Below are 14,763 nucleotides of genomic sequence, written 5' to 3'. Positions count from 1 at the left end.
TAACTAGCCTGCGCGAAGCAGCGTTTTCATTTTTTCGTTACGGCAAAACTGGCGCTTCATCTCAACCACCAGCGCATTACGTGACAGCACAATCATCACGCCAAACGCCAGTGCACCTGCTGCGACCTGTATTGCCAGCATGGCCGCGAGCGGCAGATGGCCAGTGAGCACGATGCCCAGTCCATAGCTCACCGCAAGGGTAGGCAGTGACAGATAAAACGGCAGCCACAGGCTCAGAATGTACTGCCGGTAGCTGGAGCCCAGCACCGGCTTGATCATCACGAAGTAGCTCAGAACGGTGTTGATGATCTGCACCAGCAGAAAACCAAGCGTGACCCCAATGGCGCCGGCCATATGCCCACCGACGATAATCGCCGGAATAAACAGGAACGTTTTAAACACGTTGAATTTGAAGCTGATATCAACCCGCGCTTTAGCCATCAGCAGTGAGCCAATCGGGTTGCCAACGGATCGCAGCAGCCCCACCACGCACAGTAACTGCAGGATCGGGATAATGCTGTTCCACTTCTCGCCAAACACCAGCGGCACGAAGTTGCTCGAGACCACCATCAGCCCCAGCAAAACCGGGAAATTGATAATGCCCACCACAGAGAGCAGCTTGTAAAAATTGACGCGCAGCTTCTCGGTGTCATCCTGAATTTTGGCGAACGCCGGGAACAGTACGCGGGTGATAATCGGGTTGAGCTTCATTGGTGGTACTACCGCAACGTTGTACGCCAGGTTGTACCCGCCCGCGACGCTCGCCCCGAGGATGCGTGCCAGCACCAGCGTGGAGAGGTTAGTGTTGACATAGTTGATGATGCTGTCGGCGGTGAGCCACGCGCCAAAACGCAGGTTGGATGACACCGAAGCGAGAGAGAAATGCAGCCCAGGACGGTAAATCTTGCGACCAAAGTAGCCGAACAGCAGCGTACGCACGGCAGAGTTAACCAGATACCCGAGGATAGCGGTCATGGCCAGCGGCCAGAAATGGGCGCTGACCACGGTAAAGGTAAACCCTGCGAGAACGGCGCTGGTCTCGATCATCCCAATCTTGTTGAATTCCAGCTCTTTCTGCATCAGCGCGCGGAACTGTTGCCCGTGCGGGATCACCACAAAAGCAAACGAGAGCGTACGCATCAGCGGTGCCAGATCGGGGTTGTGCAGCACGCTGGCGATGATATCGCTCAACAGGAACACCAGCACGAAAACGAACACCCCCAACCCAACGTTCAGCCAGTAGAGCGTGGTCAGTTCCAGATGGCTGATCTCTTTGCGCTGGATAATCGAGTTAGCAATGCCGAAGTCAGACAACGTATCGGCCAGCGCGATAATCACCAGCGAGACGGTCAGCAGACCGAACTGGTGGTTATCGATAATGCGCGCCAGCACCGTCATCTGCACCAGGCCGAGGCCAATGATGACAATGGTCGCCATCGCTGACCATTTGGCGCCGCTGATGGTTTTTTCACGTAAGCTCATCTTAGTACGCCGCTTTGTTCACGAAACCTTTGAAGATGGTCAGAAAGACGATCTTGATATCGAACCAGAGGCTCCATTCACGGATGTACTCCAGGTCGAATTCGATGCGTTTTTCCATTTTTTCCAGCGTGTCGGTCTCGCCACGCCAGCCGTTGATCTGCGCCCAGCCGGTAATGCCTGGCTTCACTTTATGGCGCAACATGTAGCCTTCAATCAGCGAGCGGTATTGTTCGTTGTGAGCCACGGCATGGGGACGGGGTCCGACAATCGACATGCCACCGGTAAAGACGTTGATAAACTGCGGCAGCTCATCCAGCGAGGTACGGCGCAGGAAGTTCCCCACCCGCGTAACGCGTGGATCGTTCTGCGTCGCCTGGGTCACGACCTTGTCGTTCTCCATCACCTTCATTGAGCGGAATTTCCACACCATGATGGGCTTACCGTCCATGCCGTAGCGGGTCTGACGGAAGATAACCGGGCCCGGAGAGCTCAGCTTCACCGCCAGGGCAATGCAGCACAGCACCGGGGAGATCAGCAGTAAGATCAGTGAAGAGAGCACGATATCTTCCAGGCGCTTGAGCACGCGATTGATACCCGACAGCGGGGTGTCATACAGCGGCACGACCGGCACGCCGTTCACTTCTTCAATACGGGAATGGAGGATGTTAAAGGTAAAGACGTCCGGGATCAGGATCACCGAACAGGTGGTATCGGCCAGTTCACGCATCAGTTTCTTAATGCGGGATTCATCTTTCATCTGCATCGCGATGTATACGTTATGAATTTTGCCGGCTTTGGCGTCCTCAATAAGCTGTTCGTAATTACCAGCCCAGTCTGAAGGCACGCCGCCAGGCTTCGCGTCGTGATAAATCCCGACCACTTCAAAACCTAACCATGGCTCTTTGCGGAAGCTATCGAGAAGCACCTTCCCTACCGGCAAATCCCCCGCCACGGCGACAAAGCGACGGTTATAACCGCGGTTACGCAGCCAGCCGGCACCAAAACGGATCAGGGTGCGGCATACGACCATGCCGACGCTGGTAATCAGGTACCAGCACAGATACGTCACCAGGCGATTATCAAAATCATGGCTGAATGCCACCAGACCTGCACTGAAGATCAGGCTTAATGTCCAGTTCTGCAGCAACAGCATCAGTTCGGTGGTCATTTTCACACCACGCCACGAACGGTAGAAGTCGGTCATCCCCCCGATCATCTGGAACACAACCAGCGCAATCAGCGCCATGAGCAGATGCATGTAGAAGAAGGATTGCCCGCTTACCCAACTCACCACCCATAATCCGCCGACCATGATGGTGATATCAGAAAAACGCTGCACCATGGAGATTAACGATGCATTCGTTCTCGCTCGTTCGCGTTTTTTTAGATTCGTCATCGTTGTTCCTTTAGTTCAACACCTGCCCCCTCACCCCACATCAGGGTGAGGGGGAAAGCTATTTACTGATTCAACAGCGCCAGAATATCCTTCGTTCGCGCTTCCATCAGCGCTGTATCCGCGCGGGATTCCACGTTCAGGCGCACCACCGGCTCGGTATTTGAAGAGCGCAGGTTAAAACGCCACTGCGGGAACGCCATGCTGATGCCGTCGGTACGGTCAATTTCCAGCGCATGGAGGGCAAAATGCTGCTCCACGCGGGCAATGGCCTCGGCCGGCTGCGCCAGTTTGCTGTTGATTTCGCCACTTGCCGGGAAGGCCGCCATGCGGTCGCGTACCAGCTCGCCAAGGGTCTGCCCTTTCAGACACAGCAGCTCGGTCACCAGCAGCCACGGGATCATTCCGCTGTCGCAGTAGGCAAAATCACGGAAATAGTGGTGGGCGCTCATCTCGCCGCCATAAATGGCGTCTTCTTCGCGCATACGCTCTTTGATGAAGGCATGACCGGTTTTGGACATCACCGGCTGGCCGCCCGCGGCGTTCACCACATCCACGGTGTTCCAGGACAGACGCGGATCGTGAATGATCTTCGCGCCCGGGTTCTTCTCGAGGAACGCTTCCGCCAGCAGGCCGACAATGTAGTAGCCTTCGATGAACTGGCCTTTTTCGTCGAACAGGAAGCAGCGGTCGAAATCGCCGTCAAAGGCGATACCCATATCGGCACCGTGTTCGATGACCGCGTTACGGGTGTCGTCGCGGCACTCCGGCAGCAGCGGGTTCGGGATACCGTTCGGGAAGTTGCCGTCCGGGGTGTTATGGACCTTAACGAAGGTTACCGGGACGTTCAGGGCCTTAAAGCGGGCTTCGAGCGCATCCACCACCGGGCCGGCCGCGCCGTTACCGGAGTTGATCACCAGCTTCAGCGGTTTCAGGTTTGCAACGTTGATGTAGCCCAGCAGATGGTCGATGTACGCTTTACGCAGGTCGATCTGCTTATAGCTGCCGCGTTTCGCTTCATTCACCGGCGGGAAATCGTTAGCTTCGGCGAGACGCTGCACGTCACGCAGACCGGTATCACCGCTGATAGGACGCGCGCCCTTGCGCACCAGCTTCATACCGTTGTAGTCCATCGGGTTATGGCTGGCCGTCACTTCGATACCGCCGTCCACGCCGAGGTGGAAGGTGGCAAAGTAAATCTCTTCGGTACCGGACAAGCCGATATCCAGCACGTCCACTCCCGCATCCTGCAGCCCTTTTGCCAGCGCCAGCTTCAGGGACTCACTGGTCAGGCGCACATCGCCGCCCAGGACAATCGTTTGTGGCTTAAGATATTCGCCGTATGCGCGGCCAATGCGCCACGCAATGTCTTCATTCAGCTCTTCGCCCAGCTTGCCGCGAATATCGTAGGCTTTAAAACAGGTTAATTTTTCCATGATGACCCCTTTTTCAGGCAACAGTTGGCCCGCCCGATTAACAGGCAAATTTGTTTTTATTCATTCGCAGGCCGGATGCGCGAAACGCTATCCGGCTTTAGAGACGGCGCTATACCCGCCCGTAACGGTCCTGGAAACGGACAATATCGTCTTCTTCCAGGTACGAACCGGAGCGCACTTCAATTAAGTCGAGAGGAATTTTCCCCGGGTTTTCCAGACAGTGCGTGGCTCCCAGCGGAATATAGATTGACTCGTTTTCGCCCAGCAGTTTCACTTCGCCATCAATCGTGACTTTGGCGGTACCCGCCACCACGACCCAGTGCTCGGCACGGTGGTGGTGCATCTGTACCGACAGCCCCTCCCCCGGTTTCACGGTGATGCGTTTCACCTGGTAACGTTCACCGGCATCGATGGAGTCATATTTGCCCCACGGACGATACACTTCGCGGTGGATATGGTGTTCATGGCGACCATCGGCCTTGATCTTCTCCACCACTTTTTTAACGTCCTGCACGGCATTACGGTCAGCAATCAGCACGGCGTCTTTCGTCTGTACGACCACCAGATCCTTCACGCCAACTGTGGTCACCAGACCGGACTCGGCGTAGACATAGCTGTTTTCCGTTTTGTGGCTGATAACATCACCGTGGTGGACGTTACCCTCCGGGGTATGGGCGCTGATCTCCCACAGGGAGGACCAGGAGCCAACATCGCTCCAGCCCGCATCCATCGGTACCACAACGGCATCGGCCGTGCGTTCCATTACCGCATAGTCAATTGACTCTTCCGGGCAGGCGAGGAAAGACGCTTCGTCAACACGGATAAAATCGAGATCCGGATCCACTACCGCCATCGCTTTCTCGCAGGCGTCCAGAATATCCGGGCGATATTTGCGCAGCTCTTCCAGGTAGCGGCCAGCGCGGAACAGGAACATCCCACTGTTCCAGTAATATTCACCGCTGGCCACATAAGCCTGCGCGGTTTCCAGATTCGGTTTTTCGACAAACTGCGCCACGTCAAACGCTACGCTGTCGCCTTCGCCCGGGGTCACATTGCCACGACGAATATACCCGTAGCCGGTTTCCGGCAGGTCCGGCACGATGCCGAAAGTCACCAGTTTGCCGTTTTCGGCGTAAGGAATAGCCGCGCGTACCGCCTCGCGGAACGACTCTTCCTGTTGAATAACATGGTCTGCCGCCAGAACCAGCATCAGCGGATCGCAATCCGGGCTGCTGCGTTTGGCCGCCAGCGCAGCCAGCGCAATCGCGGGGGCGGTGTTACGTCCGGCAGGCTCCAGAATGATATTTTCTGTGAGTTTGTTCAGCTGGCGCAGCTGCTCGGCGACAATAAAGCGGTGTTGTTCGTTACAAATCACCACCGGGCTTTCACACTCCACACCCTGCAGGCGGTTAACCGTCGTCTGCAGCATGGTGAGCTCCCCTTTCAGGCAGAGGAACTGTTTTGGATAGAGCACGCGGGACAGCGGCCACAACCGGCTACCAGAGCCACCTGCCATCACAACCGGATACAAAGTGGTTTGACTCATGATTTATCCCCGTATATCTGCAATAAATTGGCTCAGCACGTTCTCTTTCTCGAGCGTGCGTTCGGCATATTCACGTGCCACCGTGTTCGTTTTTGGCATGGCAAGTGCCCGTTCAATGCCAGTGACCAGCGCCGGGACCGATTCCGGTTCCACGCAAACGGCGATCCCCGGATAGCTGTCGCACAGCTGGCCTAATTCTGTTTCGGCTTCCGCCGTGATCACCGCGTTACCGCCCACTGCCAGAATGTTGGTCAGCTTGGACGGCAGCACCGCGTCTGCCGCGCCGCGCTTTTGCACCACCAGATGGCAGTCGCCCATTTTCAGCAACGCAGGCAGTGCCTCGTAAGACTGAAGCGGGAAAAATTTCACGTTCGTCAGGCCACGTTCGTTGGCCATTTTTTCCAGTCGCGCTTTTCCGCCACCCTGCCCGACGATGACAAACATCCAGGGTTGATGGCTCAGTTGCTGTGCGGCGTCGATGACGCTCTCAAGCCCCTGCTTCTCGCCGATGTTGCCTGAGTAAAGAATGATTTTTTGGTCGTCAGGCAGACCGAGCTGAGCGCGTAGCGCCTGAGCGTCACTGTCTGTCACGTCGCGAAAACGCGCCACTTCAGACCAGTTGGGGAAAAAGATCACTTTTTCCGCCGGTACGCCCTTCTCCTGCGCTTTGTTCATCATTGAGCGCGAGATGGTCGAGACATAATCCACGTTATGCAGGCCGCTGCGCTCGAAGGCGCTGGCGAGTTTCGCCACCTTCCCGCTCTTACCTTTGCCGGCCATTCCCAGGCCGAGCATGGCGTCCACTTCATAATCCTGAATGTGAAGCAGCGTGCGCGCGCCGGAGAGTTTGCCCAGCAGGCGCATGCTTGGGGTGCAGAACAGCGTTGGCACCACACCGATAATGCGATCCGGCTTCCAGCGACGTTGCGCCATCAGCGGGAAGAAACTGCTCAGGGCAAAGCTGCCCAGATGAAGTAACCGCTTCAGCGTTGAGGGCTGTTTCGGCACGTACAGCGGGCAACGCCAGACGGTCGCGGCACCCTCTTCGCGACGGTAGCGCCAGCCTGAATAGCGCTCACCTACTTTCCATTCCGGGTAGTATGGCGGCGCGGTAATGACCCGCACGTCATGTCCCTGGCTCGCCATCCACTCGACCATTTCGCCGGTGTATTTACCGATGCCGGTTAACTCCGGCGAATAGTTGATTCCGTACACCAGAATTTTCATAAGCCCGGCACTCCGGACTGACGATCGGCCAGGAAATAGGCACGACTGTTGTCATGCACATTGTCACTGGCCAGCAACGCCTCTGGCGTCTGCCAGCGGTAGTCGTCATGCTGAGAATCAGGCAGACGCAGGTCTGCCTCACTCACCTTCAGGCGAAAACCGAGCACCACATAGTGCGTGGTGAAACCGGTGCCCGAAAAGTTATCGTCATAGAAGTGCTGCCAGACCCCGTAAAACTGGCCTGCCGCCATCGGCAGTTGCAGGCCCAGTTCCGCCAGAGTGAGACGCTCAAAAGCATTTTCCAGCGTCTCATCCTTCTGCACGCGCCCGCCGGGCACGAACCAAAAGCCCTGTGCAGGACGGTTGGTTCGTTTTCCCAGCAAGAACTCGCCGCGTTCGTTTTCCACCACCAAATCAATTGAGATGAGCGGAGTGGAACGCACTACCGTGGCAAAATCTTCCTGACTTAAAAACATCATTACCCCCGGAAGCGGTGCTGGTTTTCAAGGAACCACTGGTAGGTGCTTGCCAGCCCCTGCTCCAGTGATACCTCGTGATACCAGCCCAGCTGATGCAGACGGGTCACGTCCAGCAGTTTGCGCGGCGTGCCGTCCGGTTTGGTGGCGTCAAAGACCACGCGGCCTTTGTAACCCACCACCTGCGCGATGGTTTGCGCCAGCTCACGAATGGTGCAATCCACGCCAGTACCGACGTTAATGTGCGACAGCATCGGTTCGGTGTTTTCCTGCCACACCTCACGATCCAGCTCCATTACGTGGATGCTGGCAGCCGCCATGTCATCCACATGCAGGAATTCACGCATTGGCGTACCGCTGCCCCACACCACCACATCCGGTGCATTTTCGGCCGTTGCCTCGTGGAAACGACGCAGCAGCGCCGGGATCACGTGCGAATTGCTCGGGTGGAAGTTGTCATGCGGTCCGTACAGGTTGGTCGGCATCACCGAACGATAGTCGCGGTTATACTGACGGTTGTAGGATTCGCACAGCTTGATCCCGGCAATCTTGGCAATCGCATACGGCTCGTTGGTTGCTTCCAGCGTACCCTGCAGCAGTTCGCTCTCGGCGATCGGCTGCTTCGCCATTTTCGGGTAGATACAGGATGAGCCGAGGAACAACAGCTTATTCACGTTGTGCAGATGCGCTGCGTGAATGATGTTGCTCTCAATCATCATGTTCTCGTAGATGAAATCCGCCGGATACGTGTTGTTGGCAACAATGCCGCCCACTTTCGCCGCCGCCAGATACACCTGGTCAATACGTTCACTGGCGAAGAAGTCCTGTACCGCTTTGCTGTCGAGCAGGTTCAGCTCGTCGCGGGTACGGACAATCACGTCGACATCACCGCGCTGTTCAAGCTGGCGAACAATCGCGGAACCCACCATTCCGCGATGACCCGCTACAAAAATACGTTGTTTTGTCATTCTCAGGACTCCAGTGCGATGGCAACCTCGTAGCCATGTGACTTGAGCAGGGAGTGTTTTTTCGCTGCTTCAAGATCTTTGGCAACCATCTCGGAAACCATCTCCTGCAGAGTAGTTTCAGGTTTCCAGCCCAGTGTTTCGTGTGCTTTGGTTGGGTCGCCCAGCAGGGTTTCCACTTCAGCAGGACGGAAGTAACGTGGGTCAACCTGTACAATCACGTCGCCCGGTTTAACGCCCGGTGCGTCATGGCCGGTTACGGAAACCACGATGCCTTTCTCTTCCACGCCGGTACCTTCGAAGCGCAGTTTGATACCCAGCTGAGCGGCAGCCATCTCAACGAACTGACGTACGGAGTACTGCACGCCGGTTGCGATAACGAAGTCTTCTGGTTTTTCCTGCTGCAGCATCATCCACTGCATTTTTACGTAGTCTTTGGCATGGCCCCAGTCACGCAGGGAATCCATGTTGCCCAGGTGCAGGCAAGATTCCAGACCCTGTGCGATGTTAGCGATAGCGCGGGTGATTTTACGGGTAACGAATGTTTCACCGCGACGTGGGGATTCGTGGTTGAACAGAATGCCGTTACAGGCATACATGCCGTAGGATTCACGGTAGTTCACGGTGATCCAGTACGCGTACAGTTTCGCCACCGCGTACGGAGAACGTGGATAGAACGGGGTAGTCTCTTTCTGAGGAATTTCCTGCACCAGACCGTACAGCTCAGAGGTGGAAGCCTGGTAGAAACGGGTTTTCTTCTCAAGGCCGAGGAAGCGAATCGCTTCCAGCAGACGCAGCGTACCCATTGCGTCAACGTCAGCGGTGTATTCCGGAGATTCAAAGGAGACCGCAACGTGGCTCATCGCGCCCAGGTTGTACACTTCATCCGGCTGCACTTCCTGCAGAATACGGGTCAGGTTGGAAGTATCGGTCAGGTCGCCGTAGTGCAGATGGAATTTCGGGTTCGCCGCATGAGGATCCTGATAAATGTGATCCACACGTTCGGTGTTGAATGAAGAAGCACGACGCTTAATACCGTGTACTTCATAACCTTTTTCCAGCAGCAGTTCTGCCAGGTAAGAACCATCCTGTCCGGTAACGCCGGTGATGAGAGCGACTTTAGACATGTTTATATTCCTCTACTTATGAATTTAATCAGTTTCAACGCGTTCGCGTATCACCACTGCGGGGTTGCCACGGCAAATTTTATTTGCCGGTAGCGATTTAAAAACGCTGCTGCGGGCACCGACTACCGTGCCATCGCCAACAGAAACACCAGGTGCAACAAAAACATCTGTCGCTAGCCAGCATTTTTCGCCAATCACAATCGGAGTGGCGGTAATATCAAAATGCTGACTCATAAAATCGTGACTGCCGGTGCACAAATAACACTTCTGTGAAACCACTGAATTTGCACCAATCGTAATATCGCCAAGGGTATATAACACCGCGTCATCCCCTACCCACGCATAATCCCCAAGCGTTAATTTCCACGGGTAGGTAATTTTTACCGACGGGCGAATGACTACGTTTTTTCCGATTTTTGCGCCAAACAGTCGCAATAAAAAAGCTCGCCAGCGGTACAGTATTTGCGGTGACCAGGCAAATAAGGTGGCCTGTACGGCCCACCACAACTGCACTTTAATACCGCTCCCGCCCCGAAAGCCTTTCGGCACGGAGAAACCTTTAAGATCCTGCATTACGTTTCCTTATATTCAGGCTTTGTTATATAAGGTTTTCGTTTTACCCGTGGTACGCAGACGTAATAAATAAGATAATTCCGCCCAGAACCCCGGCACGCCTAATATTTTACGCTGCACATTTCTGGCATCCTGGCACAGTTCCAGATTATTAGACGTTGACACACCGCCCATTGAAAATTCAGATACCAGCCCTTTAATTCGACGGAACGGGTAACCTGATTTATACAGACTGGCAGTCAGCGCATAATCTGAAGAAACTTTATACTGCAGATCGTAAGGCTGTTTTTTCAGACCTTTTACCGGGAAGAAAATGGCCTGATGGCTGGCAGGCAAACTGTGGTAGATATACCAGCCAGGTTTCGCACTGCGGCAAACTTTATGGCCATCGCCAAAATCGAGCAGCGCGTCGCCAATGTACATCGCATCCTCTTTCTGGCGCGCCAGCTGACGGGCAAATAACGCCACATCCTCATGGAATATGTCACCGGAATTCAGGAAGATGGCATAACGGCCTTGCGCCATGTCGATGCCTTTATTCATCGCATCGTAGATGCCTTTATCTTTCTCGCTGATGAAACGTAAGTTGAACTCACCGTTGAGTTTTTCCAGAAACTCCGCCGTACCATCGTTCGAGCCGCCATCGACCACAATCCACTCAAAGGTGAGGCTTGGATCGCGCGCCAGGTTGCGCAGCGAGCGCCAGGTTTTTACCACCCCTTCGTAATTACGAAAAGCGACAGTAATGACGCTAAGAAACATAAATCACCTCATTTCGTCATACGTTCGTAATATTAAGCGCTTTGCGCAGAATAAACGGACAGACAATCAAGAAAGCATATTCCGGGCTAAATATTGACCCGGTAAAAAACAACGACACCGGTGTAAACAGATAAAGCTGCACGCGAAAGTTCTGGTTATCACCAAACGCGTTAATCATCATTTTGAAAACTTTAAACAGATACCACAGTGTCAACAGTACGGCGAACCACGAAAAATAGATAATTAACAGATACAGGCCATTGTCTATGGTTTTACCGACATCCGCACCGTTAAAGATTCCGAATGATGCAACATATTCGTAAAGTGAGCCGAATCTTACTACACCATCGATATGGGTTAAGGAATAACCCACCATCACCAGCGGACCAATGATACGATAATAGGATGACGAGCCTTCGGTTCCCAAATCTCCCAGACGTTCAGAGATGTATGGGAAGGCAAATATCACGCCAACCATAAATACCGTCAGAGAGATAATCGCCAGCGGCAGTTTTTTCTTAATCGCATCTTTGTTCAGGTACTGGAACGCCCACTCCAGCAGGTAAAACAGGATAAATGTCATTACCCCTGAGAACGATCCAGACAGAACAATTCCTGCAAGAATCATAGCATCGGTCTTAGGGGTTTTGATACCAAACTGTTTGATGCTGAGCCAAATTGAGATTAGTGCCAGAGCAAAAAACGCCGGTTCAAAATAGAGGGCTGTCGTACGCTTTCCGCCAAACTTGATGAAGTTCAATACATAGCTGTTACTGTAAATGAGATATTTCGAAATTATCTCCATCAGGCTACTGCCACCGGTCAAAATAATTTGCGCCATTTCTAGTGCAGCAAGCATAACAATTAACGCAACGGCAATATAAAAGAACCTAAGGATTTTCCGATAATTGTGTGGCGAAATAACCTTGAAACGAATACTCCAGACCATGCCAATAATAATGACGATATAAACAAACAGCATGGTGGAGGTGACGTATTTACTGGCATCCAGAGACTGACCAAAGATGTAGTTAAAGAGCGTCAGACCCACGCCCAGCCCTAAGGCCATCATCAGCTTCTTGAGGTTGATTTTGTCGACATACAGCAGAAGCAGAACGGGCAAGAAGGTCACTATGGTTATCGGGAAGCTTTCGCCAAGCTGGGCAATTTTGACGTTGACCAGCAGGTAAATCAGCGGCAGCAGCAGATAACTACAGACTCTGATAGAACGAGACATATTCCTCCAGCATCTGTTGTCCACTGTAGGCCTTGCGGCTGCGGTTGCGGAACGATTCCAGGTCGGTGCCAAAAACGGCCTGCGCGATCTGCGCCTTCGGCAGTTGCACCAGAGGCAGTACCTCATGCTCCGCAAACGTGGTCCCGCCCGATTTTTCCAGCACTTCACGTGCCGCATCGCTGTGGGTGGCAATCACCGGCACACCGATGGAGAGCGCTTCGCACAGGATCAGCGGGTAGTTATCCACGCGCGAACTGAATACCAGCGCATCCATCCCATTGAGGGCGCTCATCAGTTTGCGCTTGTCGGTTTCAAACCCGTGATTCACCACGTTAGCCCCTTCGAACGGCGAGAACTTGCCGAAGGTGTGCAGTTCAATCTTGTCACCCAGCGCCATCATGTCGCGCACCAGCTGCTGATTGGTTTTGCCGTCGTAACGCAGGTCATGCGCAACGATAGCGATTTTTGGTTTACCCGGGGTTTCTGCAACCGGGGTAAGTTCGGCCAGAATCGCTTCCGTCGCCACGTCGATACCGTTATTGATGATTTGACAGCGCCCTGCCCCATACAGACTGTTAAAGGCATCGGCAACGTGCTGGCTTGGGGAGATAAACGTACAGCCGAGCGAGAGCATGTCGCGGAACAGCTGGCGCTTTCCGGCCACCAGCTGATGGGCACGATCCACTTTCACCGGCGGGTAGTTGCTCAGCGTCGGGCACTTCTGGCAGTTGCTTTTCCAGCCTTCACACCCGTCGGTAAAGGCGCAGCGACCGGTCACGCTCCAGTGATCGTGCAGCGTCCAGACGAAGCGGGTATCCGGTTTGTGGGCCTGCACCTTCTGACAAAACGCCACCACCTCTTCCAGATTCAGCCAGTAGCTGTGAAGCACGTGGAAATGCAGCACAACCGGCCCCTGGGAGCGCGTCACGGTGCGATAAAGGGTATTAAGATTGCCAAACAGATCGCGGTTAAACAGGCGGAACAAGGCAATGTTGGCCACGGAAGTCAGGCGCGGCGTGTGCTTATGCACCTGCGGGTAGTTATCGTGGCTGACGCTTTTCTTACCGCCTTTGCCATAACCGTAAATAAAACGAGACTGAAGTCCTTTTTGCAGCGCGCGCTGGTGAAGATCCAGCGCCACACCGGCCGCCCCGCCCTCTGCGAGACGGACGTTAAATTGCAGAATGTTCATTTGATCACCTTCACGCGGGCTTTCTCACCCACCACCAGCGCGTTATCCGGAATACTGTCCAGCACCACGCTCCCTGCGCCTATCGTGACGTTGTTACCAATCGTGATGTCGCCAATGATGACCACGTTCGCGCCCAGCTCGACGTTATTGCCAATCACCGGGCAGGCCAGGCTGTCGGGCCCACGGTTACCGATGGTGACCGCATGGCGAATAGTGAAATCATCACCGGCTACAACGAATTTGTTGATCACCACGGCATAACCGTGATGAATGGTAAAACGGCGACCAATGGTGGCAGCGGCCTGAATTTCATAACCAAAAAAACATTCAGTAATGATGCGGTACAGCACCAGCACCGGTGCTGCCCAGAGATTGTTTAAAACATTTTTCTTGCGCCACACCGAGCAAAAATGCGCGATGCGGTACGCCAGAACCATGCAGCACGGGCGCAGGCTCCAGCTGTTAGCGCGGCAATCTTCCAGAAACATTATTTCCCCCGAAGTCCATCAGCCAGACGCTTGCCGTTACGCACGGACAACAACGTGAGCAGCGTGCGCCAGTTCATGCGCTTATTGCGGATCTGATAGAGGGTAAACAGCTGATACTTCCGGCTGGCACGGTCGAACTTGTCCTTGTGCTTGCGGTAAAAGTGGAAGTAACCAGAGAATTTCTTCGGCGACGAGGTGATTTGCATCTCCCCGTGATTGATATGCAGGATCTGCGTCGCCTCTTCCACCTTCCACGGCTCGCCATACTCCATCACCATGCGCAGGAAGATGTCGTAATCCTGCGCAGCCTTCAGCTCGGTATCGAACAGGCACTCCTTAAAGCGCCACGCCCAGGTAAAGACCTGATTACCAATGATGTTGCGTTTAAAGAACAGGCGGCGTGAGTAAGGCGATTTCGGGTACAACGGCAGGCTGGCAGGCTGCGAGTAAACTTCACCCTGACAGACATAGTCGTTGGCATACAAAAACGCATGCGTCACCAGCTGTGCTTTGTGCGACAGAAAGATCGACAGACGGTTCGGCGTCCATTCGTCATCGTCGTCGATGCCGGTCAGATACTGGCCTTTAGCCTGCATAATCGCCTGGTTACGCACCGCGCACGCACCGGAGTTAATCTCGTTGTGCGTGTAAACCACGCGCGGGTCGTTAAGGTCAGTCACAAACTTTTGCAGCTGTTCGTATGAGGAAGAACAGTCATCAACGATGATCAGTTCCCAGTTATCGTAATCCTGTCGCAGCACAGATTTTATTGCGCGGATCGCCAGCTGCTGACGATTCCATGTCGGCATATAAATAGAAACTAAAGGGCGTTGTGTAGTCATGGTCTTCCCCGAAAGCT

General features: G+C 54.1%; 14 protein-coding genes. All 14 read right to left on the bottom strand.

Features of this window, described 5'->3' with window-relative positions:
* Positions 1–3 precede the first annotated feature (3 nt).
* The gene (gene wzxC / locus AM410_RS15305) at positions 4–1,482 is read right to left on the bottom strand and encodes a colanic acid undecaprenyl disphosphate flippase WzxC (protein ID WP_073396119.1); all 1,479 of its coding nucleotides are present in this window, start codon (positions 1,480–1,482) and stop codon (positions 4–6) included.
* Position 1,483: 1 nt separating this feature from the next.
* The gene (wcaJ, locus tag AM410_RS15300) at positions 1,484–2,878 is read right to left on the bottom strand and encodes an undecaprenyl-phosphate glucose phosphotransferase (protein ID WP_014170813.1); all 1,395 of its coding nucleotides are present in this window, start codon (positions 2,876–2,878) and stop codon (positions 1,484–1,486) included.
* 62 nt (positions 2,879–2,940) lie between these two features.
* A complete protein-coding gene (gene cpsG / locus AM410_RS15295) occupies positions 2,941–4,311 on the bottom strand; it encodes a colanic acid biosynthesis phosphomannomutase CpsG (RefSeq protein ID WP_032680630.1) in 1,371 nt (456 codons plus the stop codon).
* A gap of 109 nt (positions 4,312–4,420) precedes the next feature.
* Positions 4,421–5,857, bottom strand: a complete 1,437-nt coding sequence (gene cpsB, locus AM410_RS15290) for a mannose-1-phosphate guanyltransferase (protein WP_014170815.1) — start codon at positions 5,855–5,857, stop codon at positions 4,421–4,423.
* A gap of 3 nt (positions 5,858–5,860) precedes the next feature.
* Positions 5,861–7,084: a colanic acid biosynthesis fucosyltransferase WcaI gene (wcaI, locus tag AM410_RS15285; protein WP_108648024.1), complete on the bottom strand. Its 1,224-nt coding sequence runs from the start codon at positions 7,082–7,084 to the stop codon at positions 5,861–5,863.
* Complete coding sequence (locus AM410_RS15280) at positions 7,081–7,560, bottom strand: GDP-mannose mannosyl hydrolase (RefSeq protein ID WP_072126435.1); 480 nt, start codon at positions 7,558–7,560, stop codon at positions 7,081–7,083. Before AM410_RS15280 ends, wcaI begins: the two co-directional genes overlap by 4 nt.
* Positions 7,561–7,562: 2 nt before the next feature.
* Positions 7,563–8,528 (bottom strand): GDP-L-fucose synthase, encoded by a 966-nt coding sequence (gene fcl, locus AM410_RS15275; RefSeq protein ID WP_014170818.1) that lies wholly within the window; start codon positions 8,526–8,528, stop codon positions 7,563–7,565.
* 2 nt (positions 8,529–8,530) lie between these two features.
* A complete protein-coding gene (gene gmd, locus AM410_RS15270) occupies positions 8,531–9,652 on the bottom strand; it encodes a GDP-mannose 4,6-dehydratase (protein ID WP_014170819.1) in 1,122 nt (373 codons plus the stop codon).
* A 24-nt stretch (positions 9,653–9,676) separates the two neighbouring features.
* Positions 9,677–10,225, bottom strand: coding sequence for a colanic acid biosynthesis acetyltransferase WcaF (gene wcaF, locus AM410_RS15265; RefSeq protein ID WP_020883264.1), 549 nt, complete (start codon positions 10,223–10,225; stop codon positions 9,677–9,679).
* 15 nt (positions 10,226–10,240) lie between these two features.
* A complete protein-coding gene (gene wcaE / locus AM410_RS15260) occupies positions 10,241–10,987 on the bottom strand; it encodes a colanic acid biosynthesis glycosyltransferase WcaE (protein ID WP_073396120.1) in 747 nt (248 codons plus the stop codon).
* 16 nt (positions 10,988–11,003) lie between these two features.
* Positions 11,004–12,224: a colanic acid polymerase WcaD gene (wcaD, locus tag AM410_RS15255; protein ID WP_020883262.1), complete on the bottom strand. Its 1,221-nt coding sequence runs from the start codon at positions 12,222–12,224 to the stop codon at positions 11,004–11,006.
* Positions 12,199–13,416 carry a colanic acid biosynthesis glycosyltransferase WcaC gene (wcaC, locus tag AM410_RS15250; protein WP_014170823.1) on the bottom strand — a complete coding sequence of 406 codons (1,218 nt, stop codon included), beginning with the start codon at positions 13,414–13,416 and terminating at the stop codon, positions 12,199–12,201. The genes wcaD and wcaC overlap by 26 nt, the downstream gene beginning before the upstream one ends.
* On the bottom strand, positions 13,413–13,904 hold the full coding sequence (gene wcaB / locus AM410_RS15245; RefSeq protein WP_014170825.1) for a colanic acid biosynthesis acetyltransferase WcaB: 492 nt from the start codon (positions 13,902–13,904) through the stop codon (positions 13,413–13,415). The genes wcaC and wcaB overlap by 4 nt, the downstream gene beginning before the upstream one ends.
* Positions 13,904–14,746 carry a colanic acid biosynthesis glycosyltransferase WcaA gene (wcaA, locus tag AM410_RS15240; RefSeq protein WP_032680629.1) on the bottom strand — a complete coding sequence of 281 codons (843 nt, stop codon included), beginning with the start codon at positions 14,744–14,746 and terminating at the stop codon, positions 13,904–13,906. The genes wcaB and wcaA overlap by 1 nt, the downstream gene beginning before the upstream one ends.
* Between the last annotated feature and the right edge of the window lie 17 nt (positions 14,747–14,763).

The organism is Enterobacter cloacae complex sp. FDA-CDC-AR_0164, assembly GCF_003071645.1.
Classification (GTDB): Bacteria; Pseudomonadota; Gammaproteobacteria; order Enterobacterales; family Enterobacteriaceae; genus Enterobacter; species Enterobacter ludwigii.
The sequence above is the reverse complement of the archived record's forward strand: the minus strand, read 5'-3'. Positions and strand labels throughout refer to the sequence as shown.